This window comes from Pseudomonas sp. NFACC16-2 (assembly GCF_900119205.1).
GTDB lineage: Bacteria > Pseudomonadota > Gammaproteobacteria > Pseudomonadales > Pseudomonadaceae > Aquipseudomonas > Aquipseudomonas fluorescens_Q.
Genome location: NZ_FPIX01000042.1, coordinates 1 through 24,426, shown reverse-complemented (window position 1 = coordinate 24,426; position 24,426 = coordinate 1). Strand labels below are relative to the sequence as shown.

The following is a 24,426-nucleotide window of genomic DNA, read 5'->3' as shown; positions in this document are numbered from 1 at the left end:
GAGCAAAGCTTGCTCCCACAGGCATTCGTTGCTCTCATCCCTGCTCAAAACTGCCAATAGAACATCGCCTTGGCCAACACCACGATCAACACCATGTGCCCCAGGATACTGCGGCGCAACCAGCAGGCTCGGTTCGGCGTCAGGCGACCGCGCTTGAGCCAGTACGCCAGCCACAAATAGTGGCCGATGATGCTCAGGGCCAGCAGGATCTTCAGGCACAGCAGCAGGCCGAAGCTGTTGCTCAACGGCTGGCTCAATGCGCCGCGATGCTGCCAGGCCAGGGCCATGCCGGCGCCGTACAGCACCAGCACGACGCCGTGCAGCACGCGGCGCGAGCGCTGGGCGATGGCCTGGTCGGCGGCGTCCTTGACGCCTTGGGCCAACGGCCGACGGGCGTCATGCCAGATGAAGACCTCGAAAAACAGCGTGCCAATGAAGGCGATGGCCGCCAACAGGTGGGTAACCAGCAAGACCCCGTACATTATCGATTCCCCCTGCCCAGTCGGCTCATCCCGGATGCCCATCCACCCGAGCCTTGAGCAGCATCGGCCCATAGCGCCAGGCGTATAGACCGAACGCCAGTGTCCAACACAGCGCCGCCAGCCACAGCCCGGCCAACGGCAACAGCAGCACCAACAGCACGCGGCTCAGGCACGCCAGGTTCAGCAGGATGAACGCCAGGGTCATGCCCGCCGGCGGTTCGAGGGGGCGCCCGGTATGGCCCAGGCTGACACGGGCAACCATCGCCAGGATCAACCCGGCCATGGCACCGATGGTCAGGCCATGCACCGCCAGGCTCGGGTTCACTGGCACGCCGAAGTGCCACAGCGCCATGCCCAGGCAAGCCACCGCCAGCCAGGCGTAGGCCAGGTGCAACGACCACAGCAGCGGTACCCGCCACAAATCCCGATCATGCCAACGCACCAGCCGAATCCCGTGGCCCACCGCCAACGCGGCGAACAACAGGCCGACCCAGACGCTGGCCACCAGCGCAGGACCGAAGGCATACAACAACGCCACCAGCGCCGCCCCTGCCAGCAACAGGCGATCGAGCCATGGCCAAGGGGTAACGCCCTCGACCCGACCGAGGCCGCGCTGGGTGAAGAATGGAATCACGCGCCCGCCGATCAACCCCATCATCGCCGCCACCAGCCACAGGCCGGTGAGCACGCTCTGGCGTTGCAAGCCCTCGTTGTGTTGCACCAGGCCGTATACGGATAACGCATCGGCGGCGGCCAACAGCAGCAATACCAGCACAATTGGGTAATTGCGCTTCTGCCGCACACGCCACAACATCACGCCCATCAGCGCGGCGACCGCCAGGGCAAAACCCAGCTCCAGCAGCGTCAGTAACGGCCAGGGCGCATCCATCAACCAGGCCAGCCGCGCGCCCAGCCACAACAACGCCAGCGTTGCCAGGCGCTTGCCGCTGAGGCCGGGGATTCCGGTCCAGGTTTGCACCGCCGTCAGCAGGAACCCGGCAATGATCGCCAGGCCGAAACCGAACAACAGTTCATGCCGATGCCAGGCCAACCAGCCGCCGGCCGGCTGCCAGGTCGACAAGCGCCCGGTGAACGCCGCGAGCCAAAGTGGAACGACCAACAGCGCCAATACACACCCGGCCAAAAAGAATGGCCGGAACGCCAGGCGCCACAACGGCAAAATGGCCATGGCCTTGCGACGGTCAAGCACTTGCATACACCACTCCTTTGCCTCGCTGAACCGCCAGCGAGGTACGACAAATCAGGGTTCGAATGATCGGCTATCGACGCCGGCCGGCCTTGTCTCAGATCAAGCCAGCTCATCGGCAACCTCTCGCCTCGGACAGGTACTTGCAAGGGGCTTGCCGAACCGGGTCGAGCGATTCGCTAAATACCCTTACCCCCCTGTGGGAGCGAGCTTGCTCGCGATGGCGGTGGGCCAGACAACTCAATACTGACTGATCCGACGCCATCGCGAGCAAGCTCGCTCCCACAGGGACTGTAGCCTAACGGGGTACTTATGACCCTTTCGTGGTTGTTTTAACCCGATTGTGCCAGGGTCATTTTTACCCTCACTAACTCTAACGTCCCATGAATCAACGCCAGCAGGCATGGCCCGTCTCTTGCTCAAGCACGGCATCACCTTTCTTGTCGGGGTCACCCATGAAATCCGTCGTTCTGCCGTTTACCTGGTTCGTCTTGCTCTCCTGCGTCGTGGCGCTAGCCAGCGGCCTGTCCCTGAGCCTGGTCTGACCCCGACCACCTCTTTCACCCTTACAAGGATTCCATGCCATGGTGCTCCACCGCGTCCATCACCAGATTCTGCGCAGCCATCACCTGTTCGAGCCGTTGAACGAAGAAGAGCTCAACGAATTGATGAGCAACAGCCAACTGCTGAACATCGACCGGGGCGATCCGCTGTTCCGCCAGGGAGAGCCGGCGCAGGCGTTTTACTTCGTGATTTCCGGTGCCGTGAAAATCTACCGGCTGACCCCGGATGGCCAGGAAAAGGTCTTCGAGGTGATCGGCGAGCGCCAGACCTTCGCCGAAGCCATGATGCTGATGGACACCCCCAACTACGTCGCGTCCGCTGAAGCCGTCGGCCCGACCCAGGTATACCGGCTGTCCAACGCTACCTACATGCGTCTGCTGCAAAGCAACAGCCGGCTGACCTTCGCCCTGCTCGGCAAGCTCTGTGTACGCCTGCATCAACGGGTCAACGAGATTGAAACCCTGTCACTGAAGAACGCCACTCACCGCGTGGTGCGCTACCTGCTGACGCAACTGGTGCGCCTGCAAACCGTGGACAGCCAGTTCGAATTGCCGATGGCCAAGCAGTTGATCGCCGGGCACTTGTCGATCCAGCCGGAAACCTTCTCGCGGATCATCCGACGCCTGATCGATGAAAAAATCATCACCCAGGACGGTCGCCAGATCGCCATTCTCGATCGCCTGCGCCTGGAGCAATTCGAATGAGCGCGCAGCCCACTTGCCTGTATTGCCAACAAGCCAACCCGATACACGAAACCGAATGTCGCCAGTGCGGCATGCCCCTGCCAGTCGAGGCCGCAAAGGCCAGCGAGCGTCGGTTGCGACGCTTCACCTGGTTCTGTGTCGGCTTGACGATCTTCTGCTTCGGCATGTTCTTCTGGCTGCCGCGCAGCATCGCCTGAGCCCTCAATCCTGAGTCAATTGCCGGTACAACTGCGGTAAACGCAGCGGCAGTTGCTCGGGCTGGCGAATCAAGGTGTAGCCGTTGGCCCCGAACATGTACGGCAGGTAATCCCCCGCTTCGCGATCGATGGTAATGCAGAACGGCGTCAGCCCTTGGCGCCGGGCTTCCAGCACTGCCTGGCGGGTGTCTTCCACACCGTAGCGCCCTTCGTAGAGGTCCAGGTCATTGGGCTTGCCGTCACTGAGCAGCAACAACAATTTGCGCCGCCGCTTGCAGCCCGCCAACCGTTGCGTGGCCTGGCGAATCGCCGCGCCCATGCGCGTGTAGTAACCGGGCTTGAGCCCTTGGATCCGCCCCCGGGTGTGGTCGTCATAACGCTGGTCGAAGGCCTTGAGTTCATGCATGCGCACCTGCTGGCGGCGCAAGGAAGAGAACCCGTACAAGGCAAAATCGTCCCCCAGCACCGACAGGGTTTCGCCGAACAGCAACAGGCTGTCGCGAATCACGTCGATCACCCGGTGTTCGTCGTTGAGGTGGGCATCGGTAGACATCGACAGGTCGGCCAACAGCAGGCAGGCCAGGTCGCGGCGGGTCTGGCGCTGGTCCATGAACAGCCCGCGTTCACTGCACTGCCCGTGCTGGCGTTCGACGTGGAAATCCAGCCAGGCTTGCAGGTCCAGTTCCGTGCCTTGGGTTTGCTGGCGCAGCCATTGGCGATCGTTGCGCAAGTGTTCGAACTGGCGACGCAAGCGCTGGGCCGAGCTTCGCAGGCGTGCGGGCAACGGCTGGGGCTGGCAATCGCGTGGGGTAAAGGTTTGCAGGCTGACGAAGTCGTCCTGCAGTCGTTGCTTGCGGTAATCCCATTCCGGCAACAGGACGCCTGCGCCCAACGGCAGGTCATCCACATCGGCCGGCGGCAGGTCCAGGTGCAGTTTCAAACCACCGCCCTTGCGTATGCGGGTACGTGACAAGGTCAATTGGTCCAGGTCCTCGGCGACGCGAGCGGCGTCCGGGTCTTCGCTGTCATCCGCCCAGCGATCCAGGTCCACGTGTTCGGTCCAACTGAACAGGTTTTCCAGGCGCACGATCAGCAGCCCACCGTCACGGGTGGTGTCATCGATTCGCTCGGCGCGCTTGCGCCCGCCCTGCTGTTCACCGGGCGGCGTCGCCAGGTATTGCTCGGACTCCTCAAAGTTGGCGGCCTGGGGATTGGCCAGGTGTTGGGATGGGTAGAGCCACAGCGGCAACGGCCAGGCCGCCCGCTCGCTGCGTGGAAAATGTTCCACACTGCCCGGTTCGCGCAAGGCTTGGCACAACGCCCGCTCCAAGGCGGCTTCGGCCGGGTTGAGCGTGGCCGGATCGGGGCGCAGGGACAGGTGCGCCTCCACCAGTCGCCGGTAGCGAGGGCGCAGCGCCGGGTAGCGCTTCAACACCGCCAGGGTCCAGCGCTGATTGTCCCGTCCCCAGTGCTTCATCGGCCCCGACTGCGCGGCCAGCAACGCGAGCCAGCGATACAGCTCTTCGTTGAGCCCGACATCGGGGAACGTCGCCAGGCTCGCCGGCAGCCGCAGGTTATCGCCATCGCAACAGGCCAGGGGTACTTGCTTGCAGGTGCCGGCAATTTGCTGCAACAGGTTGCGACGCAACAACAGGTCGCGGTCGCTGACCGCTTCCACCCCCAGATGAGGCGCACCGCCAGTGGCGCGAAACAGCACCTGCAACGAGCGTTGCCGGGGCACCAGCTCGACCCGGGCCTCAGGAAAATCAGCACTGGCCCGGCGGGTGATGAAACGGTGCCAGACACTGCCGACCCATTCTTCCAGCTCCAGGGTGAATGCCATGGTTATTATCCTCTTAAGCCGAACCCATTGTGGCGAGGGGATTCATCCCCGCTGGGGCGCGAAGCGGCCCCCTACATCCTGTCTGATACACCGCAGTAGCAGACATTTTGGGGCTGCTTCGCAGCCCAGCGGGGATAAATCCCCTCGCCACAAATGGGTCCGGACTAACCACTGTGGTGACTCATGACGGCACCACCGCCGCCGGTGCCCGCAGGGCCGCACGGCCACGTTGACGGAAGCTGAACAGGTAGCAGAGCAACCCGGCCAGGAACCCGATACCGCTGACCAGTCGTGCCCAGAACAGCGGCTTCAAATGATCCATCGTGGCCATGAATGGCAAGGCACTGCCATCCGTCATCCACCGCTGCAACCACACCTGGACCACACCGGCAGCTGTGAGGAACAAGGTGATCATCACCATCGACAAGGTCATCAACCAGAAGCCCCAGATCTCCAACCGCTGGGAACGTTCGTCCGCTGCTTCACCCAACCCACGCAAGCGTGGCATGGCGTAGCTGATCAGCGTCATCACGATCATTGCGTAGGCGCCGTAGAAGGCCAGGTGACCGTGGGCCGCAGTCAGTTGCGAACCATGGGTGTAGTAGTTGACCGGTGCCAGGGTGTGCAGGAAACCCCAGACGCCCGCACCGAAGAACGCGGTGACCGTGGTGCCCTTGGCCCACAACGTGGCGGCGCGGTTCGGGTGTTGCCGACGACGGTTTTTCACCATGCTGAAGGCGAAGACCACCATCGCCAGGAACGGCAGCGGTTCCATCGCCGAGAAGATCGAGCCCACCCACAGCCAGACCTCGGGTGCGCCGATCCAGAAGAAGTGGTGGCCGGTGCCGATGATGCCGGTGATCAGCGCCATGGCGATAATCACGTAGAGCCACTTCTCGACCACTTCGCGGTCCACGCCGGTGATCTTGATCAGGACGAAGGCAAGCATCGAACCCATGATCAGTTCCCAGACGCCTTCGACCCAAAGATGCACCACCCACCACCAGTAGAACTTGTCGCGAGCGAGGTTTTCCGGGTTGTAGAAGGAGAACAGGAAGAACACCGCCAGGCCGATCAGCCCGGTCATCATTACCATGCTGACCGTGGTCTTGCGACCTTTGAGCAGGGTCATGCCGATGTTGTAGAGGAACCCCAGGCACACCACCACGATGCCCATCTTGGTGATGGTCGGCTGCTCCAGGAACTCGCGCCCCATCGTCGGCAGCAAGTCGTTGCCGGTGAACTTCGCCAGCGTTGCATAAGGCACCGAGAGATAGCCCAGGATCGTCGCCACGCCAGCGGCGGCGAACACCCAGAACAGCAACAGCGCCAGTTTCGGGCTATGCAGTTCGCGGTCGGCCTCCTCCGGTATCAGGTAATACGCCGCGCCCATGAAGCCGAACAGCAGCCAGACGATCAGCAGGTTGGTGTGGACCATGCGGGCCACGTTGAAAGGGATCAGCGGGAACAGGAAGTCGCCGACCACGTATTGCAGCCCCATGATCAAACCGAACAACACCTGCCCCAGGAACAGCATCAGGGCAAATACGAAGTAGGGTTTGGCGACGGCCTGCGAGGCGAATTTCAGATGCGGATTAGCCATGCTCATCTCTCAGCCCTCCTTGTTTGGCGGCCAGCCATTGGTATTGATTTTCGAGCTCCATTTGAGGAACTCGGCGATATCGTCGACCTCCTGCTCGCTCAGGTTGAACTGCGGCATGGCCCGACGCCCCGGAACGTTCAGCGGCTGCATTTTCATCCAGGCCTGCAGGAACGGCTTGAAGGCTTCATCGCCACCGCGACGGTTGACCACGTTGCCCAGCTCCGGCGCAAAGTACGCGCCCTCGCCCAGCAGGGTATGGCAGCCGATGCAGTTATTGCGCTCCCAGACGCCCTTGCCGCGTATCACCGATTCCGTCAATTGCGCCTGGTTGCTGCGTTCTGGAAAGGTCTGTTCCGTGTGGTAGGTCAGGGCCAGGAATATCAGGAAAAAGAAGATGCTTCCCCCGAAATAAATATTCCTGGCCATGCCTTTGGTGAAAGTATCTGACATGGTCACTTCCTCATTGCTTGGCGTGTCCATTCTAGGAAGCGAGGGATCGGAAACCGCTTGATGGCGATCAAGAATCTCCGATGGTTTTGGTGGGTTGTTCCAACACAGCCCGAAAGTCAGATGAGCTTTTGTGGCAGGGGATTATTTTGTGGCGAGGGGATTTATCCCCGCTGGGCTGCGAAGTAGCCCCAAATGTATCGGCTACTGCGGTGTATCAGACAGGATGTCGGGGCCGCTTCGCGCCCCAGCGGGGATAAATCCCCTCGCCACAGGGGTTCTGTGTTCACAGGTTCAGGCGGGTGTGATGACGATCCCTATTACACTCGCCAACAGCACCGCCCAGCTCAATATCAACCCACGCCACAATCGCGGTGCATGGCGCAGTTCCATGAAGCCGTCGGCGATCAGCCAGGCCTTGGTCACCGCGACCACCAGGATGGCGATGGACACCAGCCCGGTAGCCGCGATCTGGCCCAGGGCAACGGTGCCGGTGCTCAGCACGGCCAGTGTCATCCAGCAAGCAATCAAGACACGGGAAGTCGACATGAGCACCTCCGCTCAATCAAGGATGTAGACCACCGGGAACAACAGCACCCAGACCAGGTCGACCATGTGCCAATACAGCACGCCGGATTCCAGCCCACTGTTGCGCTGCGCCCCATGGCGACGGCGCCGGCAGCCCTCGGCCAGCCAGCCAAGGATCACCATGCCCAGCAGCACATGGAGGAAATGAAACCCCGTGAGGATCCAGTACAAAGTGAAGAAGGTGTCGTGCTCCATCCCCAGGCCGTTCGCCAACAGATGGGCATACTCCGTGAGCTTGATCCCCACATAGCCCGAAGCAAGCAGCAACGCCACCCACAGCAACAACGCCCCCCGACGTGGCCGGTCCTGCCTGACCTGCTCCTGGGCCAGGGCGGCGAACAACCCGGCCGTCAGCAGGCTGAGGGTCATCGCCAGGCCCGTGGAGCGGTCCAGCAATTGCCGGCCTTCGCTGAAAGTCTGTGGGTACAACGCCTGGGCGCCGGTGAACGTCAGGATCAACAACGCGAACACCGACAACTCGGCGAGGATGAAAAACCACATCGCCAGGTCCCCGGGCAAACGTCGGGGCACGGCAACGGTTTCAGCCAAAGTGGACATCGACCACATCCATCAACGCGGCAACGGTCTGCGGGTCGTCACTCAATGGCTCGGCCAGGCACGCCAGGCAGGCCTGGCGCGGGTCCATGCCGGAGCCGATCATGCGCGCGGCGAAAATCAGCAGGCGCGTCGAGGCAACTTCCTCCAGGTCATGCTGATCGAGCCGGCGCAGCGCCTGCCCCAATCGCACCACCTGAGCCGCCAGGGCCAGATCGACGCCCGCCTCGCGGGCAACGATGCGCTCTTCATCGGCCACCGCCGGATAGCCAAAGCGCATCGCCACGAAACGCTGGCGAGTGCTGGGTTTCATGCCCTTGAGCAGGTTCTGGTAACCGGGGTTGTACGACACCACCAGCATGAAGGACGGCGGCGCCTGCAGCACTTCGCCGGTGCGTTCCAGGTACAGCTGCCGACGATCATCGGCCAGCGGGTGCAACACCACGGCCGTGTCCTGGCGCGCTTCGACCACCTCATCCAGATAACAGATACCGCCCTCGCGCACCGCCCGGGTCAAGGGCCCGTCCTGCCACCAGGTGCCCTGGGCGCCGATCAGATGACGCCCCACCAGGTCGGCCGCGCTCAAGTCATCGTGGCAGGCCACGGTGTACAGCGGCAGTTTCAGGCGGTGGGCCATGTGCTGGACGAAACGGGTCTTGCCACAGCCGGTCGGGCCTTTGATCAGCACCGGCATGCCGTGATGCCAGGCCTGTTCGAACATCGCCTGCTCGTTGTCCTGGGGTTGATAAAAGGGTTCGTCGGGGTGCTGCAAAGTATGGATAGCGTTCATGGCAAGGCCTGCTCGGACAACACGATTGCAGGCCACGCTACGGTGCCCTGCGACAACCTGGCAAGGGCCGCGGCCGGCAAACTTGATCGCCGTCAAGCGGCTAAGCACCGGCCTGGGCATAGCCTTGCACCGCACCAAGAACCTGCGCGCCGAACGTCAATTACAGCGCAGCGCGGGTCACGCCTGAGGAGAAATGGAATGCTGATCAGCCACAAAAAATCGTGGGCCCTGCGGGTCACGGCGCTGTGTACAGCGCTGGCCGCCACCCACGCCTTCGCCGACCAAACCGCCGCGCCGGAGCAACCCCGCGTGGTCAAGACCGAAGGCGCGCCCGACCTGAGCCAGGCCGACTTCGACACGGCCAAGGAAATCTACTTCCAGCGCTGCGCCGGTTGCCACGGTGTGCTTCGCAAAGGCGCCACCGGCAAGCCGCTGACACCTGACATCACCCAATCGCGCGGCCAAGCCTACCTGGAGGCGCTGATCACCTACGGTTCGGCCGCCGGCATGCCGAACTGGGGCACCTCCAATGCCCTGACCAAAGACCAGATCACGGTGATGGCCAAGTTCATCCAACACACCCCGCCGACGCCACCGGAATGGGGCATGGCCGAAACCCGCAAGACCTGGAAAGTGCTGGTCAAGCCCGAAGACCGGCCGACCAAACAGATCAGTACGCTCAACCTGCAGAACCTGTTCTCGGTGACCCTGCGCGACGACGGCAAGATCGCCCTGATCGACGGCGACAGCAAAAAGATCGTCAAGCTGATCGACACCGGTTATGCGGTGCACATCTCGCGCATCTCGGCGTCGGGTCGCTACCTGTTGGTGATCGGCCGGGATGCCAAGATCGACATGATCGACCTGTGGCCGAAAGAACCGACCAAGGTCGCGGAAATCAAGGTGGGCATCGAGGCCCGCTCGGTGGAAACCTCCAAGTTCAAGGGCTACGAAGACAAGTACACCATCGCCGGCTCGTACTGGCCGCCGCAGTTCACCATCATGGACGGCGAGACCCTGGAGCCCAAGCAGATTGTCTCGACCCGCGGCATGACCGTCGACACCCAGCAGTACCATCCCGAGCCTCGGGTCGCGGCCATCATCGCCTCCCACGAGTGGCCGGAGTTCATCGTCAACGTCAAGGAAACCGGCAAGGTGATGCTGGTCAATTACCAGGACATCAAGAACCTCACCATCACCAGCATCGACGCCGCGCCGTTCCTGCATGACGGCGGTTGGGACAGCAGCCATCGCTACTTCATGACGGCCGCCAACAACTCCAACAAGGTCGCGGTGATCGACTCCAAGGAACGCAAGCTCACCGCCCTGGTGGACGTAGGCAAGACCCCGCACCCGGGCCGCGGCGCCAACTTCAACCACCCCCTCTACGGACCGGTCTGGGCCACCAGCCACTTGGGCGATGCCGGCGTTTCGCTGATCGGCACCGACCCGGTCAATCACCCGCAATACGCCTGGAAACAGGTCGGTTCGCTCCAGGGCCAGGGTGGTGGTTCGCTGTTCATCAAGACTCACCCCGCGTCTCGTCATCTGTATGTCGACACCACCCTCAGCCCCGACGCCAAGCTCAGCCAGTCGGTAGCGGTGTTCAACATCGACAAGCTCGACGCCGGCTACACCGTGCTGCCGATTGCCGAGTACGCCGGTATCAAGAAAGGCGCGCTGCGTGTGGTGCAACCGGAATACAACAAGGCCGGCGACGAGGTCTGGTTCTCGGTCTGGAGTGGTCAGGAAGACGAGTCGGCCCTGGTGGTGATCGACGACAAGACCCTCAAGGTCAAGAACGTGATCAAGGACAAACGCCTGATCACCCCGACGGGGAAATTCAACGTCTACAACACCCAACACGACATCTATTGAGCCCCATCAATAAGAGGAAAAACCATGAAGCCTATTCTGATTGCCCTGGCCTTGACTGCCGCCTACAGCCTGCCGGCGTTGGCACAAGACGGCCCGACGCTGTTCAAGAGCAAGCCCTGCGCGGCCTGCCACTCCATTGACACCAAGGTGGTGGGCCCGGCGCTCAAGGACGTCGCGGCGAAAAACGCCGGCGTCCCCGGAGCACAGGATCTGCTCGCCAAGCACATCAAGGAAGGTACGCAAGGCAACTGGGGACCGATGCCGATGCCGGCCAACCCGGTGACGGAAGAGGAAGCCAATATCCTGGCGGCGTGGGTCTTGACCCTTAAATAACGCTCAAGGAGCACACCTCTGTGGCGAGGGGATTTATCCCCGTCGGGCTGCGAAGCAGCCCCCAGGAGAGCAGCCCCCATCTGCCTGACACACCGCGATGTCAGGCTTTAGGGCTGCTTCGCAGCCCGACGGGGATAAATCCCCTCGCCACAGGACCACGCACCACTTTAATTCAGGAGGCGTCATGGAACGACACAGCGCTGCAATCTCGATGACGGCTCTCCTCTTAGTCTTTTCGTCCTGCGTGCTGGCCGCTCCCGACCACCAGCGCCAGGCCCAACTGCAACACCTGCTGGACCAGGATTGTGGCGCCTGCCACGGCCTGTACATGACCGGCGGCCTCGGCCCACCCCTGACCCACGAAGCCCTGGCCGGAAAATCCCGCGACAGCCTCATCGCCACCGTCACCCTCGGACGGCCCGGCAGCGCCATGCCCGGTTGGGCACCGTTGCTTGCGCCCGACGACATTCGCTGGCTGGTGGACCGGCTCCTTCAAGGAAAACCCGCCTCATGATCCGTTCTGTCCTCTCCTGCACCGCCATCGCCCTGCTGCTCTGCGGTTGCGCCCAGACACCGCTTCGCGGCACCGGCGATTTGGGCGTGGTGGTGGAGCGCGCCACCGGCAGCCTGCAAATCATTGAAAGCGACACCCGCACCGCCCTGGGCCGCGTCGAGGGCCTGGGCGACTTGTCCCACGCCTCGGTGGTGTTCTCCCGCGACCAACGCTACGCCTACGTGTTCGGTCGCGATGGAGGCCTGAGTAAAGTCGACCTGCTGAGTGCGCGCATCGAGCGGCGCATCATCCAGGGTGGCAACAGCATCGGCGGTGCAATCAGCCAGGACGGCAAGCTGATCGCCGTCTCCAACTACGAGCCCGGCGGCGTCAAGGTATTCGATGCCCAGACCCTGGAACAGGTCGCCGACATCCCGGCCACGCCATTGCCCGGCGGACAAAAGCGTTCACGGGTGGTGGGCTTGGTGGACGCGCCGGGGCAACGCTTCGTGTTCAGCCTGTTCGACACGGGTGAGATCTGGACCGCCGACTTCAGCCAAGGCCTCACCCCGCGCATCGAACGTTTCACCGCTATCGGCCAGCAACCCTACGATGCCCTGATCACCCCGGACGGGCGTTATTACATGGCCGGGCTGTTCGGTGAAGACGGCATGGCCCAACTCGATCTCTGGCACCCGGAGCTTGGGGTGAAACGGGTACTGGGGCATTACGGTCGCGGCCAGGAGCGGCTCCCGGTGTACAAGATGCCGCATCTGGAAGGCTGGGCCATGGCCGACCAGCAAGCCTTCGTGCCTGCGGTCGGGCATCACCAGGTGTTGGTGATGAACGCCCAGGATTGGCGACAGACCGACGCCATCGCCGTGGCCGGTCAGCCGGTGTTCGTCACGGCGCGTCCGGACGGTCGGCAGCTGTGGGTCAACTTCGCCTACCCGGACAACGACCGCGTCCAGGTCATCGACACCCAGACCCACGCCATCGTCGCGGATCTGCGGCCAGGCCCGGCGGTGCTGCACATGGAGTTCACCGCGCGGGGTGACCAGTTGTGGTTGTCTGCCCGGGACGGTGGCGAGGTCCAGGTCTGGAACCCGTATCGGCTCGAGCGCCTGAGCAGCCTGCCGGCCCTCAGCCCCAGCGGCATTTTCTTCAGCAGCCGCGCGCACAAGCCGGGGTACTGACCATGACCTCCAGCTCACTGGCCCGGCGCCTGATCGATCAATTCCAGCATGGCCTGCCGTTGTGCGCCGAGCCCTATCGGGCCATGGCCCAGACCTTGGGCTGCAGCGAAGCCCAGGTCATCGACTGCCTGCAACACCTGCAAGTGGCCGGGACCTTGTCGCGGGTCGGCCCGGTGTTCGAACACACCCGGGCCGGGGCCAGCACCCTGGCCGCTCTGGCCGTACCCGAAGAGCGCTTGCACCAGGTGGCGGCACGCATCAGCCAATACCCGGAAGTCAATCACAACTATGCCCGCGAACATCGCTACAACCTCTGGTTCGTGCTGACCGGCCCCAATCGCGCCCACCTGGAAAACATCCTCCAGGAACTGGAGAACGACACCGGTCTCACGCCACTGGACCTGCCCATGCTGACCGCCTATCGCATCGACCTGGGCTTTGCCCTGGAGGCCACCCCATGAAAAACGCCCTGAACGAACAACAGTCACTGGCACTGCGCCGTTTGCTGGAAACCGGCCTGCCCCTGACATCGCGCCCCTTCCAGGCCCTGGCCGAGCAGATCGAGGCCAGCGAGCAACAGGTGCTCGAACAGGTACAGCATTGGCATGAACAGGGGCTGTTCCGCCGTGTCGGCCTGGTGGTCAACCATCGCGCCTTGGGGTTTGCCGCCAACGCCATGCTCGTGCTGGACGTGCCAGACGCCTTGATCGATGAAGTCGGGCGTCGCCTCGGGCAAGCGCCCGGCATCAGCCTTTGCTACCAACGCCCCAGGCGCTTGCCCCAGTGGCAGTACAACCTGTTCTGCATGATCCATGGTCGCCAGCGCGACCGTGTCGAGGCCCAGATCCAGGCGCTGCTTGAAGAACATCGGCTGGACGACTTGCCCCACCAGTTGCTGTTCAGCACGCACCTGTTCAAGCAATGCGGCGCACGTTACGCCGCCCCGGTCGGAGCCGATATCGATGGATGACCTGGACCGCCGCCTGATCAATCGCCTGCAACTGGGCCTGCCGCTGGTGCGTCACCCTTGGCAGGTCCTGGCCCAAGAGCTGGACAGCAGCAGTAGCGAATTGCTCGATCGCCTGCATGAGTTGCTCAACGACGGTGTACTCACCCGCTTCGGCCCGATGTTCGATATCGATCGCCTGGGCGGTGCGTTCACCCTGGCGGCGCTGGCGGTGCCCGAACCGCGCTTCGAGGCCATCGCCGAGCTGCTCGCGGACATGCCCGAGGTCGCCCACAACTACCGCCGCGAGCACACCTGGAACATGTGGTTCGTGCTCGCCTGCCCCAGCGAACAGGCGATCGACGACACCCTGCTGCGCATCGAACACCTGACCGGCCTGGTGCCGCTGAACCTGCCCAAAGAGGAGACCTACCATGTCGGCCTGTATTTCCCCGTCTGAGTCTTTGTGGCAAGCGCCGCCACGGCTGGATGAAACACCCTTGGCGCTGCGCCTGGTGGAACTGACCCAGGCCGGCCTGCCCTTGCTCGAAGACCCCTGGGCCTGGCTGGCCGAACAACTGGAACTGAGCGTGGAATCCACCCTCGACCTGCTCAAGCGCCTGCAGGCCGAAGGCGCGATCCGCCGCATTGCCGCCGTTCCCAATCACTATCGCCTGGGCTATCGCCACAACGGCATGACAGTCTGGGACGTGGCCGATGCCGACATCTCGCGTCTCGGCGCCCTGCTGGGGGCGCAGCCCTTCGTCAGCCATTGCTACCGACGCCCGCGCCAGCCCGGCTGGCGCTACAACCTGTTCGCCATGGTCCATGGCCGCAGCCGCGAAGAAATCGACAGCTACCGCGAACACCTGCGCTACCTGCTGGGGGACGCCTGCGCCGCCGACGACATGCTGGTGAGCAGCCGCATCCTGAAAAAAACCGGCCTGCGCCTGTCACCCGCCTCGCGCTGAACCCGCACGTCGACTGAAGGAGCGCCTTATGTTGAGGATCAGCCATTACCTGCGAGCCCTGGCCGGGCATTGCCCCGCTCCACGCGTCGCGCCACCGGGCAGCAGTCGCCCGCCGGTGGTGATCTGGAACCTGCTCAGGCGCTGCAACCTGACCTGCAAGCACTGTTATGCAACGTCGGCCGATAGCGTGTTTCGCGATGAACTGGACACCCCGGCGGCACTCCAGGTCATCGACGACCTGCACGATGCCGGCGTGCGCGTGTTGATCCTGTCCGGCGGCGAGCCGCTGTTGCGCGAGGACCTGTTCCAGCTCAGCACTTATGCCCGCGACAAAGGTTTTTTCCTCGCCTTGTCCACCAACGGCACGCTGATCGACGCTTCCAATATCGAACAGATTGCCGCGGCGAACTTCGATTACGTGGGCATCAGCATCGACGGACTGGAAGCGACCCACGATGAATTCCGTCAGCTCAAGGGCAGCTTCGCCAGCTCCATGGCGGCCATCCGGCTTTGCCGCGAGCAAGGCATCCGGGTTGGGCTGCGCACCACCCTCACCCAGCAAAACCATGCCCAGTTGCCGCACTTGCTGGATTTGATGGATGAGTACGACGTACAGAAATTCTACCTGTCGCACCTCAACTACAGCGGCCGGGGCAAGCGCAGTCGCAAGCTCGATGCCCAACAACAGATGAGCCGCGAGGCCATGGCCTTGATCTTCGAGCGGGCCTGGGGCGACATCGAACAAGGCCGCGACAGTGACTTCGTCAGCGGCAACAACGACGCCGATGCAATCCTGCTGCTGCAATGGGTCGCCCGGCGTCTGCCCCAACACTACGCCGCACTGGAGCAGATGCTGCGAGCCTGGGGCGGCAACGCGTCGGGTAGCGGCATCGCCAACATCGACAATACCGGCGAGGTTCACCCCGACACGTACTGGTGGCAACACTCGGTGGGCAATGTCCGCCAGACACCATTCAAGACACTCTGGCTCGATCGCCCCGATGCCCTGCTGCTCAAGCTACGCGAACACCCGCGGGCCGTCGGCGGTCGCTGCGGGCAATGCCGCTGGCTGGCGATCTGCAACGGCAATACCCGCACCCGGGCCTGGGCCGACGGCGATTTGTGGGGCCAAGACCCCGGCTGCCACCTCAGCGACGAAGAAATCGGCTTGCACGCGATCCCCAGCGTTGCGATGCCCTGCGCCTGATCAACCGACGGCGAACCTGATACCGAACCAAGGAAGTCCCATGCCTGCCTCCATCGTTTTGCCCGCTGCCCTGCAATCGCCCTTCAGACCGGGTGAAGTCGCCCTGGTCGGCGCCGGCCCCGGTGACCCGGGCCTGCTGACATTGCGCGCCTGGAGCCTGTTGATGCAGGCCGACGCGGTGGTCTACGACCGCTTGATCAGCTCGCAATTGCTCGGCCTGATCCCACTGACTTGCGCCCGCCACTACGTCGGCAAGGCCGCCGGTTGCCACAGCCTGCCCCAGCCACAGATCAACGAACTGCTGGCCGACCTGGCCGACCAGGGACAGCGGGTGGTGCGCCTCAAGGGCGGTGATCCGTTCATCTTCGGTCGCGGCGCCGAGGAACTGGAGTATCTGCTGGCACGCGGTATCGATTGCCAGGTCGTGCCCGGCATCACCGCCGCGGCCGGTTGCAGCACCTATGCCGGCATTCCCCTGACCCATCGCGACCTGGTCAACTCCTGTCGTTTCATCACCGGTCATTTGCAACGCGAAGGTGACTTGACCCTGCCCTGGCAAAGCCTGGCGGATGACAGCCAGACCCTGGTGTTCTACATGGGTCTGTCAAACCTCGGCACCATCGCCGCACAACTGATCGCGGCGGGCCTGGCGGCTGATACGCCGGCGGCCTTGATCAGCAACGGCACACGCCCCGACCAGCAGGTCTTGCGCGGCACCCTCCAGCAATTGCCGGCGATGGCGCTGGCATGCGCCGAAGGCCTGCCGACCTTGACGGTGATCGGCAAGGTGGTTGGCTTGTTTGCCCATCAGGTATTGGAGCATCCGGCCCGCCTGCACCCGGCCCTACCGCTCCAGCCAACTGTCGCGAGGGTGGCCTCATGAGGATCGGCTGGCTTGCCCCATTACTGTGGATCGGTGCCGTCCACGGTGCCACGGCGCCTGACCCGGACCTGGCATTGGCAGAACAGAACTACCAGCAACACTGCCAGCAGTGCCACGGGGTCAATCGCATCGGCGGCGCCGGGCCGGCGCTGTTGCCCCAGAGCCTCAGCCGGATCAAGCCCGACGAAATCCGCCAGGTGATCGAAAATGGCCGTCCGGCCAGCCAGATGGCGGCATTCGGCGCGGTGCTGGAGCCTGCACAGATCGATGGCCTGACCCACTATCTCCAACGCCCGCCGGCCGTCGAACCGACCTGGAGCGAGGACGATACTCGCCGCAGCCATCGCCTGCTGGCGGATGTCGCGACCCTGCCCGACAAACCCCAGCACCACGCCGATCCGCTGAACCTGTTCGTGGTGGTGGAAGCTGGCGATCATCACGTCGATATCGTCGACGGCGATCGTTTCGAGGTCCTGGCGCGCTTCGCCTCACATTTCGCGGTGCACGGCGGACCGAAGTTTTCGCCGGACGGACGCTTCGTCTATTTCGCCTCCCGGGACGGCTGGATCAGCCTGTATGACCTGCACAACCTCACGCTCATCGCCGAGGTGCGAGCCGGGCTCAATACCCGCAACCTGGCGGTGAGCAAGGACGGGCGCTGGGTGCTGGTGGGCAACACCCTGCCCGGCAACCTGGTGGTGCTGGATGCCCGCGACCTGTCACTGGTCAAGACCGTTGCAACGGTGGGGCTGGACGGCCAGGCGTCGCGGGTCAGTGCGGTCTATACCGCGCCGCCGCGCAACAGCTTCATCGTCGCCTTGAAAGATGTGAAAGAGGTCTGGGAACTGTCCACCGGCCCGAATCCGGACTTTGTGCCCAGGCGTATCGAGGCCGAGGATTACCTCGATGATTTTTCCTTCTCGCCCGATTACCGGCAATTGCTCGCCACCTCGCGCAAGGCCCAGGGCGGCCAGGTGATCGACCTCGACACGGGGCGGATTGTCACCGATATCGCGCTGCCGGGCATGCCGCACCTGGGCTCGGGGACCTATTGGAAACGCGATGGACACTGGGTGTTCGCCACACCCAACATCAGCAAGGGGCTGATTTCGGTGATCGACTTCGACACCTGGAAAGTCATCAAGCAGATCCCTACCCTGGGGCCGGGTTTCTTCCTGCGCAGCCATGCCAATTCCCGCTACGCCTGGACCGACGTGTTCTTCGGCCCGGACAACGATGCCATCCACCTGATCGACAAAAAGACCCTGGAAATCGCCCACACCCTGCGGCCCATGCCCGGCAAAACCGCCGCCCACGTCGAGTTCACTCGCGACGGTCGCTACCTGCTGCTGAGCATTTGGGATACCGATGGCGCGCTGATCGTCTACGACAGCAACACCCTTGAGGAAATCAAGCGCCTGCCCATGAACAAGCCGTCGGGCAAGTACAACGTCGGCAACAAGATCGAGTTCGCCGAGGGGACGTCACACTGAAAAAAGGGGGCTGATGCGCAGCCCCCAGGAGCAAACTTTCCTGCCACAAAAGACTGCGACGGTGTCCAGTTGGAATGACTATTGTGGCGAGGGGATTTATCCCCGTTGGCTGCGCAGCAGCCCTCAGACAGGGCAACCCGGTGTATCAGCCTGATCAAATGAGAAGCTTATAGGGGCTGCTGCGCAGCCCAACGGGGATAAATCCCCTCGCCACAGGAGCTTGCTCCCGCTGGGCTGCGCAGCAGCCCCAAAAGCCGACGTGGCACTCCTCAGCTGAAGGGGGGCACCCTTACCAGGTGAGCACCGCCCCCACCGCGAAGGTATCGGTGTCTTCGTTCTGGGCACTGGTGTCGTGGCCGTTGATTTCGAACTGGTTGTACTCGGCCACGAGCTTGAGGTTGTCGTTGATGTCGTGGAACAGCGCGACGCCCCGGGTTTCGTAATCGGCGCCGCTGCCCACCACACCGTTGCCGTCGTCATCGGTCTTGCCGTAGGACAACGCCAGGCGGTTCTTGCCCAGCTTGTAGGAGCCCTGCAACAGGTAGCCCTTGCTGTCGACATTGCGCAGGGTGGCTTCACCGGCGTTGTTGGTGAAGAACGGGTTGATGCCCTTGGCCTGGAACCCCGAGCCGGTCAGCGACAACCCGCCCATCTTGGCCTGCACACCATACCCCAGGCCCTTGGATGTGACCGATTCGACGGTGGAGTCAGTGTTGTCCGAGGTCTGGTAGCTGCCGTTGAGCCAGCTGTAGATCTTCGCCCCGCCCAGATCGAACTGATAGGTGATCTCGCTCTCGGTGCGCGGGTTTTCCTGATAGGCCTTGCCCGTGGCGCTGTTGTCGTTGGTGTCCACCGGGTCCATGATCCCCACCGCCACGCGCAAGCCCTCCATCACCGGCGTGCGATAGGTGATCTGCGAGGTCGGGAACGGATACGGATAACCGCTGCCGATGTTGCCGAACGAGACGCCACCGCCGTCCACCAAACCGAGGCTGTCACTGACCTGACCGTAACCGGCGAGCAACTCGTCCAGCAGGATGTTGGAGCGGGCAAACAGGCCGAAGTCCTTGCCGATCAGCACCTCACCCCACTCCGGGTTCGCCACGGTGCCGTAGAACTGGCGCACGTCGATGGCGGTGTCGGTGCCATTGGTTTCACTGTCGTTGATGGTCACCCAGAACGAGGCCCTGGCACCGAGCTTGAGGTCATCGACCTGCTTGCCCATGTTGAAGCCCAGGTAGTTGGGCAAGAAACCCATCTTGACCCGCGCCTGTCGACGGTCGTACTGCTCACCCGCGCGGTCGACGTCACTGTTGACGTAAAAGGCGTTGATGTAGCCGTCGGTGGAAAAGGTGGTCTGGTCCTTGTCGTACAGCATGATTTCGGCGTTGGCCCAAGGCATCAGGCCCAGGCTCGAAACACCGACGATGACCGCAGGCAAAAAACGTTGGCGGGTATTTTTATTGTTGTGCATGGCGCGCTCCGCAACAGGGGACGGGATGTCGGAGGCGATTATCGAAAGGCGCCAGGGCGCGTTATACGCTGCCTTGGAGGCAATTGGCGGATGCTTTGGAAGCGCCGGCCCGGCGCGGCAGTTTGGGTGTAAGACGGCGAGGCTGGCGGGTGCGACAGCTTGGGTGTAAGACTGCCTTGCCGACGGGCGCGGTACTTTCGGTGTGGGCCGCTGGGTGGGCTGGGAGGATGTTTGGCTGGTGCTAAATACCACTGGCCTTGTGGCGAGGGGATTTATCCCCGTTGGGGCGCGAAGCGGCCCTAAAACCTGCCTGACAGATCCAGGGGGCAGCTGCGCAGCCCAACGGGGATAAATCCCCTCGCCACAGGAGCTTGCTCCCGCTGGCCTGCGCAGCAGGCCCCCCCGCTATCAGCTCAGAACCTCGGCTTGACGGTCTTCCAGTCCGGCCGGTAACGCTGCATCTGCCGCACATCGTCGCGCTGGCGGATGCCGCAACTGAGGAACTGGTCATGCAGCTTGCCCAGTTGATCCCGATCCAGTTCCAAGCCCAGGCCCGGCGCCCGGGTGATCTTCACGCAGCCGTCGACAATCGGCAGCTTGCCACCCTTGATCACTTCCTCATCCGGTTCCTGCCACGGGTAATGGGTGTCGCAGGCATAGTCCAGGTTCGGCACCGCTGCCGCCACGTGGGCCATGGCCATGAGGCTGATGCCCAGGTGCGAGTTCGAATGCATCGACACGCCCAGGCCGAAGGTGCTGCACATTTTCGCCAGGGCCTGGGTGTCGCGCAGGCCGCCCCAGTAATGGTGGTCGGCCAACACGATCTGCACGCTGTCCAGCGCCACGCTACGGCGGAACTCATCGAAATCGGTGACCACCATGTTGGTCGCCAGGGGCAGCCCCGTGCGTTTGTGCAGTTCGGCCATGCCTTCCAGCCCCGGCGTCGGGTCTTCGTAATACTGCAGGTCGTCCCCCAGCAGCTCGGCCATGCGAATCGAGGTTTCCAGGGACCAGTTACCGTTGGGATCGATGCGCAACGGATAGCCGGGAAATGCCCGTTTCAGCGCCTTGATGCAGGCGACTTCATGCTCCGGATCGAGAGCGCCGGCCTTGAGCTTGATGCTCTTGAAGCCATAGTCCTGGATCATCCGCCGGGCCTGGGCAACGATCTGTTGTTCGTTGAGCGCCTCGCCCCAACTGTCGGGCGGGTACGGCGAATCGATGTGCTCGGCGTACTTGAAAAACAGATAGGCGCTGAACGGAATCTCGTCGCGGATCGCGCCGCCCAACAGGTCCACCAACGGCACGTTCAGGTAATGGGCCTGCAAATCCAGGCAAGCCACTTCGAACGCCGAATAGGCATTGCTCACCGCCTTGCTCGCATGGGAGCCCGGTGCCAGTTCGGCACCGGCAACGCTGGCCGGTTTGTGCGCGGCGACGGTCGCCTGGACGATAGACCGCAACTGGTTGAGGTTGAACGGATCCAGGCCGATCAACTGGCTCTGCAACTGCTGCTGGATCGCCAAGGCCGGCGCATCGCCGTAGCTCTCCCCCAGACCGATGTAACCGTTGTCGCTTTCGATCTCGATGATCGAGCGCAACGCGAACGGCTCATGGATGCCGCTGGCGTTGAGCAAAGGTGGATCGCGAAAAGCGATGGGTGTGACGGTGACGCGTTTGATCTTCATACAGCGGCTCCCGATGGGCCAGGTTTCAAAGCTTGAGAGGTTTGCGACTGATCGACTTCGACAACGGCTTCGGGCCGGCCGGACAGTGAGTTCGGGGTATCGCGCTTCGGCGTGGTGCGAGCGAAAAAGATCACCACGGCGGCGACGAGCGAGGTGGCGGCCAGCCCATACAGGCCGCCCTCGATGGAGCCGGTGGTCTGTTCCAGGAAACCGAAGGCCGTCGGCGCCACAAAACCGCCGAGGTTACCGATGGAGTTGATCAGGGCGATCACCGCCGCCGCGATGCGTGCATCCAGGTAGCCTTGGGGAATCGGCCAGAACAACGCCGACGCCGCCTTGAAACCGATCGCCGCAAAACAGATCGCCACGAAGGCAAAGATCGGCCCTCCCGTGGTGGACATGAACATGCCAAACGCAGCGACCACCAGCGTCACCGCGACCCAGGCCTGCTGGAATTTCCATTTGCCGGCCAGGGCGGCAAAGCCGTACATCGCGATGATGGAAATGATCCACGGAATGGAGTTGAGCAAGCCGACCTGGAAGTCGCCCAGGTTGCCCATTTTCTTGATCATGCTCGGTAGCCAGAACGTGGCACCGTAGATGGTCAGGGCGATGGAAAAGTAGATGAAACAGAACAGCGCGATCTGCCGGTCGGCCAACAATTTGAACATCGACGGCTTGATCACCTGGGCCGCCTCCCGGGCCCGTTGCTCTTCGGCGATGGCGGCGATCAATACGGTTTTCTCTTCACTGCTCAGCCATTTCGCCTGGCTTGGATGCGATTGCAGCCAGAACCAGACAAACCCGCACAGCACGATGGAGGCGAAACCTTCGATCAGGAACATCCACTGCCAGCCATGCAGCCCCATCCCACTGACGTTCAACAAGGCGCCGGACACCGGGCCGGAAATCACCGAGGCGATGGCCGACCCGCTCAGGAAGATCGCCATTGCCTTGCCGCGCTCGTTGGCAGGTAGCCATTGGGTGAAGTAGTAGATGATGCCGGGAAAGAACCCCGCCTCCGCCGCGCCGAGGATGAAGCGCAGCACATAGAAGCTGGTTTCGCCGCGCACAAAGGCCATGGCCATGGCCGCCGCGCCCCAGGTGAACATGATGCGCGTCAGCCAGGCCCGCGCGCCGTAGCGTTGCAACAACATGTTGGACGGCACTTCAAACAGCGCGTAGCCGACGAAGAACAACCCGGCGCCAAGCCCATAGGCGGCAGCGCCGATACCCAGGTCGGTTTCCAGGTGACTGCGCACGAAACCGATGTTGACCCGGTCGATGTAGTTGACGATGAACATCACCACCACCAACGGCAATACATGACGTTTGACCTTGGCCGCCGCGAGCGCCAGGGTGCTGTCATGGGTGGAGTCCGTTACGTTATTCAAGGGGTGCCTCCCGATCATTGTTTTTGTGGGGAACGGGCCGATGATGGACGCGGGGGATTGTTCCCGTCTAATCTAACTTGGCACTTGATTGATACCTGGATTGAATCAATGTTTGAACTGGCCCAGTTGCGCTGCTTCACCACCGTGGCGACCGAACTCAACTTCCGTCGGGCCGCCGAACGCCTGAACATGACCCAGCCACCGCTGAGCCGGCAGATCCAATTGCTGGAACATCACCTGGGCGTCGAACTGTTCACCCGCAGCACCCGCAGCGTGGCACTCACTGCCGCCGGCCGGGCGTTTTTCATCGAAGCGCAGAACCTGCTGGAACAGGCCCAACAAGCCGCCATCGCCGCCCGGCGCTTTGCCCAGGGTGACATCGGTTCGGTGACCATCAGCTTCGTCGGCAGCGCGGTGTACGAGTTTCTGCCCAAGGTGATTGCCGAGGCCCGGCTGAAACAGCCCCAGGTCAAAATCGTCCTGGCGGAGATGAACACCTACCAGCAGCATGAAGCCCTGCGCGCTCGGCGCATCGACCTGGGCATCGTCCGCTCGCCACTGCTGGAGACCGGCTACGCCACCGAATGCCTGGTGCGCGAACCCTTCGTACTGGCGGTGCCTGCCGGACATCCGCTGGCCAGCGCCGAGACCGTGAGCGTTCAGGATCTGGACGCCCAACCGTTCCTCATGTACTCCCACGCCGCCTACCCGCCCTTCAATGAACTGCTCACCGGCATGCTGCGCTCGGCCCGGGTCGCGCCGCAATTCGTGCAATGGCTGGGGTCGTCGCTGACGATCCTGGCACTGGTCAATGCCGGCATGGGCCTGGCGCTGGTGCCGCGTTGCGCCAGCAGCGTGGTGTTCAAGCAGGTGGTGTTTCGCGAGATCGACCTGGGCGAAGGGGTTCAAAGCGAATTGCACCTGGTGTGGCGCGAGGACAACGACAACCCGGCGTTCACCATGTTGCTGGAAGGGATTCGGGGAGCGGTTCGCGAGGGCCTGTGAATACACCACCACAGCTAAAAGGCCACCCCTGTGGCGAGGGAGCTTGCTCCCGCTGGGCGTGAAGCAGCCCCAAAAAGACAACGCAATAAACCTGACACACCTCGGGTGCCGATTCCTGGGGGCTGCTGCGCAACCCAGCGGGAGCAAGCTCTCATCAAACAAAATACAACCCTCTGTTTTTAAAAAGCTTTTAAGCTGCATCGACCACCCTCATACCCAACTTAGTAGCCTTGCGTTGCAAGGCTCTAATTTGGCGATTACGACTTTGGGCCTCAAACTCCTCTATGCCTTTTTCCACATAAGGCTGTCCTTTGGTCAGCATGGCGTAGATCAACCGGGCCAGTTGATGGGCGGTAGCTTTGATCGCGCATGAGGTATCCATGCGGGCCAGTCTGGCGCGGTGACTGGCGCCAATAAAGCTCTTGTCGTTACGGGCACTGGAAGCAGCCTGCTTCAGGGCCTGCGCGGCTCGGTTAAACACTTTC

At 62.8% G+C, this 24,426-nt stretch carries 25 protein-coding genes and 1 pseudogene; 14 read left to right on the top strand and 12 right to left on the bottom strand.

Annotation, left to right across the window (positions count from 1 at the left end; translation table 11 throughout):
• Window positions 1-44: 44 nt before the first annotated feature.
• On the bottom strand, window positions 45-482 hold the full coding sequence (locus BT116_RS24840) for a hypothetical protein (RefSeq protein WP_072347910.1): 438 nt from the start codon (window positions 480-482) through the stop codon (window positions 45-47).
• A 25-nt stretch (window positions 483-507) separates the two neighbouring features.
• The gene (locus BT116_RS24835) at window positions 508-1,698 is read right to left on the bottom strand and encodes an NnrS family protein (RefSeq protein ID WP_072347907.1); all 1,191 of its coding nucleotides are present in this window, start codon (window positions 1,696-1,698) and stop codon (window positions 508-510) included.
• A 575-nt stretch (window positions 1,699-2,273) separates the two neighbouring features.
• Between BT116_RS24835 and BT116_RS24825 the strand changes: the two genes are divergently transcribed.
• On the top strand, window positions 2,274-2,957 hold the full coding sequence (locus tag BT116_RS24825; RefSeq protein ID WP_003202487.1) for a Crp/Fnr family transcriptional regulator: 684 nt from the start codon (window positions 2,274-2,276) through the stop codon (window positions 2,955-2,957).
• Window positions 2,954-3,154, top strand: a complete 201-nt coding sequence (locus BT116_RS24820; protein ID WP_072347903.1) for a protein DnrP — start codon at window positions 2,954-2,956, stop codon at window positions 3,152-3,154. Before BT116_RS24825 ends, BT116_RS24820 begins: the two co-directional genes overlap by 4 nt.
• A gap of 4 nt (window positions 3,155-3,158) precedes the next feature.
• Here BT116_RS24820 and BT116_RS24815 read toward each other — a convergent pair whose 3' ends face one another.
• The 6 genes from BT116_RS24815 to BT116_RS24790 form a co-directional block, all read right to left on the bottom strand.
• Window positions 3,159-4,997: a nitric oxide reductase activation protein NorD gene (locus BT116_RS24815; protein ID WP_072347901.1), complete on the bottom strand. Its 1,839-nt coding sequence runs from the start codon at window positions 4,995-4,997 to the stop codon at window positions 3,159-3,161.
• A 181-nt stretch (window positions 4,998-5,178) separates the two neighbouring features.
• Window positions 5,179-6,606, bottom strand: a complete 1,428-nt coding sequence (locus BT116_RS24810; RefSeq protein WP_063320840.1) for a cbb3-type cytochrome c oxidase subunit I — start codon at window positions 6,604-6,606, stop codon at window positions 5,179-5,181.
• A 3-nt stretch (window positions 6,607-6,609) separates the two neighbouring features.
• Window positions 6,610-7,050: a c-type cytochrome gene (locus tag BT116_RS24805; RefSeq protein ID WP_003202495.1), complete on the bottom strand. Its 441-nt coding sequence runs from the start codon at window positions 7,048-7,050 to the stop codon at window positions 6,610-6,612.
• Window positions 7,051-7,341: 291 nt separating this feature from the next.
• Window positions 7,342-7,596: a cytochrome C oxidase subunit IV family protein gene (locus tag BT116_RS24800; RefSeq protein ID WP_072347899.1), complete on the bottom strand. Its 255-nt coding sequence runs from the start codon at window positions 7,594-7,596 to the stop codon at window positions 7,342-7,344.
• A gap of 12 nt (window positions 7,597-7,608) precedes the next feature.
• Window positions 7,609-8,193 carry a cytochrome c oxidase subunit 3 family protein gene (locus BT116_RS24795; protein WP_072347897.1) on the bottom strand — a complete coding sequence of 195 codons (585 nt, stop codon included), beginning with the start codon at window positions 8,191-8,193 and terminating at the stop codon, window positions 7,609-7,611.
• A complete protein-coding gene (locus BT116_RS24790) occupies window positions 8,177-8,911 on the bottom strand; it encodes a CbbQ/NirQ/NorQ/GpvN family protein (protein WP_371856181.1) in 735 nt (244 codons plus the stop codon). Before BT116_RS24790 ends, BT116_RS24795 begins: the two co-directional genes overlap by 17 nt.
• A 267-nt stretch (window positions 8,912-9,178) precedes the next feature.
• Here BT116_RS24790 and BT116_RS24785 point away from each other — a divergent pair, with 267 nt between their 5' ends.
• From BT116_RS24785 to BT116_RS24735, 11 genes are all read left to right on the top strand, one after another.
• The gene (locus BT116_RS24785) at window positions 9,179-10,858 is read left to right on the top strand and encodes a cytochrome D1 domain-containing protein (RefSeq protein ID WP_072347895.1); all 1,680 of its coding nucleotides are present in this window, start codon (window positions 9,179-9,181) and stop codon (window positions 10,856-10,858) included.
• A gap of 24 nt (window positions 10,859-10,882) precedes the next feature.
• Entirely contained in the window at window positions 10,883-11,191 is a 309-nt protein-coding gene (locus BT116_RS24780) for a c-type cytochrome (RefSeq protein WP_072347893.1), read from the top strand.
• Between the two features lie 184 nt (window positions 11,192-11,375).
• Window positions 11,376-11,705, top strand: a complete 330-nt coding sequence (locus BT116_RS24775; protein ID WP_072347890.1) for a c-type cytochrome — start codon at window positions 11,376-11,378, stop codon at window positions 11,703-11,705.
• Entirely contained in the window at window positions 11,702-12,880 is a 1,179-nt protein-coding gene (locus BT116_RS24770; RefSeq protein ID WP_072347888.1) for a cytochrome D1 domain-containing protein, read from the top strand. Before BT116_RS24775 ends, BT116_RS24770 begins: the two co-directional genes overlap by 4 nt.
• 2 nt (window positions 12,881-12,882) lie before the next feature.
• Complete coding sequence (locus BT116_RS24765) at window positions 12,883-13,341, top strand: Lrp/AsnC family transcriptional regulator (protein WP_063320832.1); 459 nt, start codon at window positions 12,883-12,885, stop codon at window positions 13,339-13,341.
• Window positions 13,338-13,850: a siroheme decarboxylase subunit beta gene (locus BT116_RS24760; RefSeq protein WP_072347886.1), complete on the top strand. Its 513-nt coding sequence runs from the start codon at window positions 13,338-13,340 to the stop codon at window positions 13,848-13,850. Before BT116_RS24765 ends, BT116_RS24760 begins: the two co-directional genes overlap by 4 nt.
• Complete coding sequence (locus tag BT116_RS24755) at window positions 13,843-14,286, top strand: Lrp/AsnC family transcriptional regulator (protein ID WP_072347884.1); 444 nt, start codon at window positions 13,843-13,845, stop codon at window positions 14,284-14,286. The genes BT116_RS24760 and BT116_RS24755 overlap by 8 nt, the downstream gene beginning before the upstream one ends.
• Window positions 14,261-14,797, top strand: coding sequence for a siroheme decarboxylase subunit beta (locus tag BT116_RS24750; protein WP_072347882.1), 537 nt, complete (start codon window positions 14,261-14,263; stop codon window positions 14,795-14,797). The genes BT116_RS24755 and BT116_RS24750 overlap by 26 nt, the downstream gene beginning before the upstream one ends.
• A 28-nt stretch (window positions 14,798-14,825) precedes the next feature.
• The gene (gene nirJ, locus BT116_RS24745; protein WP_072347880.1) at window positions 14,826-16,004 is read left to right on the top strand and encodes a heme d1 biosynthesis radical SAM protein NirJ; all 1,179 of its coding nucleotides are present in this window, start codon (window positions 14,826-14,828) and stop codon (window positions 16,002-16,004) included.
• 40 nt (window positions 16,005-16,044) lie between these two features.
• Window positions 16,045-16,887: a uroporphyrinogen-III C-methyltransferase gene (gene cobA / locus BT116_RS24740; RefSeq protein ID WP_072347878.1), complete on the top strand. Its 843-nt coding sequence runs from the start codon at window positions 16,045-16,047 to the stop codon at window positions 16,885-16,887.
• Entirely contained in the window at window positions 16,884-18,380 is a 1,497-nt protein-coding gene (locus BT116_RS24735) for a nitrite reductase (protein ID WP_072347876.1), read from the top strand. Before cobA ends, BT116_RS24735 begins: the two co-directional genes overlap by 4 nt.
• 289 nt (window positions 18,381-18,669) lie before the next feature.
• Here BT116_RS24735 and BT116_RS24730 read toward each other — a convergent pair whose 3' ends face one another.
• The 3 genes from BT116_RS24730 to BT116_RS24720 form a co-directional block, all read right to left on the bottom strand.
• Window positions 18,670-19,854, bottom strand: coding sequence for a porin (locus tag BT116_RS24730; RefSeq protein WP_072347874.1), 1,185 nt, complete (start codon window positions 19,852-19,854; stop codon window positions 18,670-18,672).
• 413 nt (window positions 19,855-20,267) lie between these two features.
• Window positions 20,268-21,542 (bottom strand): glucarate dehydratase family protein, encoded by a 1,275-nt coding sequence (locus tag BT116_RS24725; protein WP_072347872.1) that lies wholly within the window; start codon window positions 21,540-21,542, stop codon window positions 20,268-20,270.
• Window positions 21,539-22,954: an MFS transporter gene (locus BT116_RS24720; RefSeq protein ID WP_072347870.1), complete on the bottom strand. Its 1,416-nt coding sequence runs from the start codon at window positions 22,952-22,954 to the stop codon at window positions 21,539-21,541. Before BT116_RS24720 ends, BT116_RS24725 begins: the two co-directional genes overlap by 4 nt.
• 90 nt (window positions 22,955-23,044) lie before the next feature.
• On the opposite strand from BT116_RS24720, the gene BT116_RS24715 reads away from it, so the two are divergent.
• Window positions 23,045-23,941: a LysR family transcriptional regulator gene (locus BT116_RS24715; RefSeq protein ID WP_057452151.1), complete on the top strand. Its 897-nt coding sequence runs from the start codon at window positions 23,045-23,047 to the stop codon at window positions 23,939-23,941.
• A gap of 190 nt (window positions 23,942-24,131) precedes the next feature.
• Here BT116_RS24715 and BT116_RS24710 read toward each other — a convergent pair.
• A pseudogene (locus tag BT116_RS24710) lies at window positions 24,132-24,426 on the bottom strand (IS110 family transposase); the annotation flags it as partial.

Excerpts from the sequence above, each read along its gene's own strand:
- BT116_RS24840 (WP_072347910.1), bottom strand. The coding sequence starts at position 482 with ATGTACGGGGTCTTGCTGGTTACCCACCTGTTGGCGGCCATCGCCTTC.
- BT116_RS24835 (WP_072347907.1), bottom strand. The coding sequence starts at position 1,698 with ATGCAAGTGCTTGACCGTCGCAAGGCCATGGCCATTTTGCCGTTGTGG.
- BT116_RS24825 (WP_003202487.1), top strand. The coding sequence starts at position 2,274 with ATGGTGCTCCACCGCGTCCATCACCAGATTCTGCGCAGCCATCACCTG.
- BT116_RS24820 (WP_072347903.1), top strand. The coding sequence starts at position 2,954 with ATGAGCGCGCAGCCCACTTGCCTGTATTGCCAACAAGCCAACCCGATA.
- BT116_RS24815 (WP_072347901.1), bottom strand. The coding sequence starts at position 4,997 with ATGGCATTCACCCTGGAGCTGGAAGAATGGGTCGGCAGTGTCTGGCAC.
- BT116_RS24810 (WP_063320840.1), bottom strand. The coding sequence starts at position 6,606 with ATGAGCATGGCTAATCCGCATCTGAAATTCGCCTCGCAGGCCGTCGCC.
- BT116_RS24805 (WP_003202495.1), bottom strand. The coding sequence starts at position 7,050 with ATGTCAGATACTTTCACCAAAGGCATGGCCAGGAATATTTATTTCGGG.
- BT116_RS24800 (WP_072347899.1), bottom strand. The coding sequence starts at position 7,596 with ATGTCGACTTCCCGTGTCTTGATTGCTTGCTGGATGACACTGGCCGTG.
- BT116_RS24795 (WP_072347897.1), bottom strand. The coding sequence starts at position 8,193 with ATGTCCACTTTGGCTGAAACCGTTGCCGTGCCCCGACGTTTGCCCGGG.
- BT116_RS24790 (WP_371856181.1), bottom strand. The coding sequence starts at position 8,911 with ATGTTCGAACAGGCCTGGCATCACGGCATGCCGGTGCTGATCAAAGGC.
- BT116_RS24785 (WP_072347895.1), top strand. The coding sequence starts at position 9,179 with ATGCTGATCAGCCACAAAAAATCGTGGGCCCTGCGGGTCACGGCGCTG.
- BT116_RS24780 (WP_072347893.1), top strand. The coding sequence starts at position 10,883 with ATGAAGCCTATTCTGATTGCCCTGGCCTTGACTGCCGCCTACAGCCTG.
- BT116_RS24775 (WP_072347890.1), top strand. The coding sequence starts at position 11,376 with ATGGAACGACACAGCGCTGCAATCTCGATGACGGCTCTCCTCTTAGTC.
- BT116_RS24770 (WP_072347888.1), top strand. The coding sequence starts at position 11,702 with ATGATCCGTTCTGTCCTCTCCTGCACCGCCATCGCCCTGCTGCTCTGC.
- BT116_RS24765 (WP_063320832.1), top strand. The coding sequence starts at position 12,883 with ATGACCTCCAGCTCACTGGCCCGGCGCCTGATCGATCAATTCCAGCAT.
- BT116_RS24760 (WP_072347886.1), top strand. The coding sequence starts at position 13,338 with ATGAAAAACGCCCTGAACGAACAACAGTCACTGGCACTGCGCCGTTTG.
- BT116_RS24755 (WP_072347884.1), top strand. The coding sequence starts at position 13,843 with ATGGATGACCTGGACCGCCGCCTGATCAATCGCCTGCAACTGGGCCTG.
- BT116_RS24750 (WP_072347882.1), top strand. The coding sequence starts at position 14,261 with ATGTCGGCCTGTATTTCCCCGTCTGAGTCTTTGTGGCAAGCGCCGCCA.
- nirJ (WP_072347880.1), top strand. The coding sequence starts at position 14,826 with ATGTTGAGGATCAGCCATTACCTGCGAGCCCTGGCCGGGCATTGCCCC.
- cobA (WP_072347878.1), top strand. The coding sequence starts at position 16,045 with ATGCCTGCCTCCATCGTTTTGCCCGCTGCCCTGCAATCGCCCTTCAGA.
- BT116_RS24735 (WP_072347876.1), top strand. The coding sequence starts at position 16,884 with ATGAGGATCGGCTGGCTTGCCCCATTACTGTGGATCGGTGCCGTCCAC.
- BT116_RS24730 (WP_072347874.1), bottom strand. The coding sequence starts at position 19,854 with ATGCACAACAATAAAAATACCCGCCAACGTTTTTTGCCTGCGGTCATC.
- BT116_RS24725 (WP_072347872.1), bottom strand. The coding sequence starts at position 21,542 with ATGAAGATCAAACGCGTCACCGTCACACCCATCGCTTTTCGCGATCCA.
- BT116_RS24720 (WP_072347870.1), bottom strand. The coding sequence starts at position 22,954 with ATGATCGGGAGGCACCCCTTGAATAACGTAACGGACTCCACCCATGAC.
- BT116_RS24715 (WP_057452151.1), top strand. The coding sequence starts at position 23,045 with ATGTTTGAACTGGCCCAGTTGCGCTGCTTCACCACCGTGGCGACCGAA.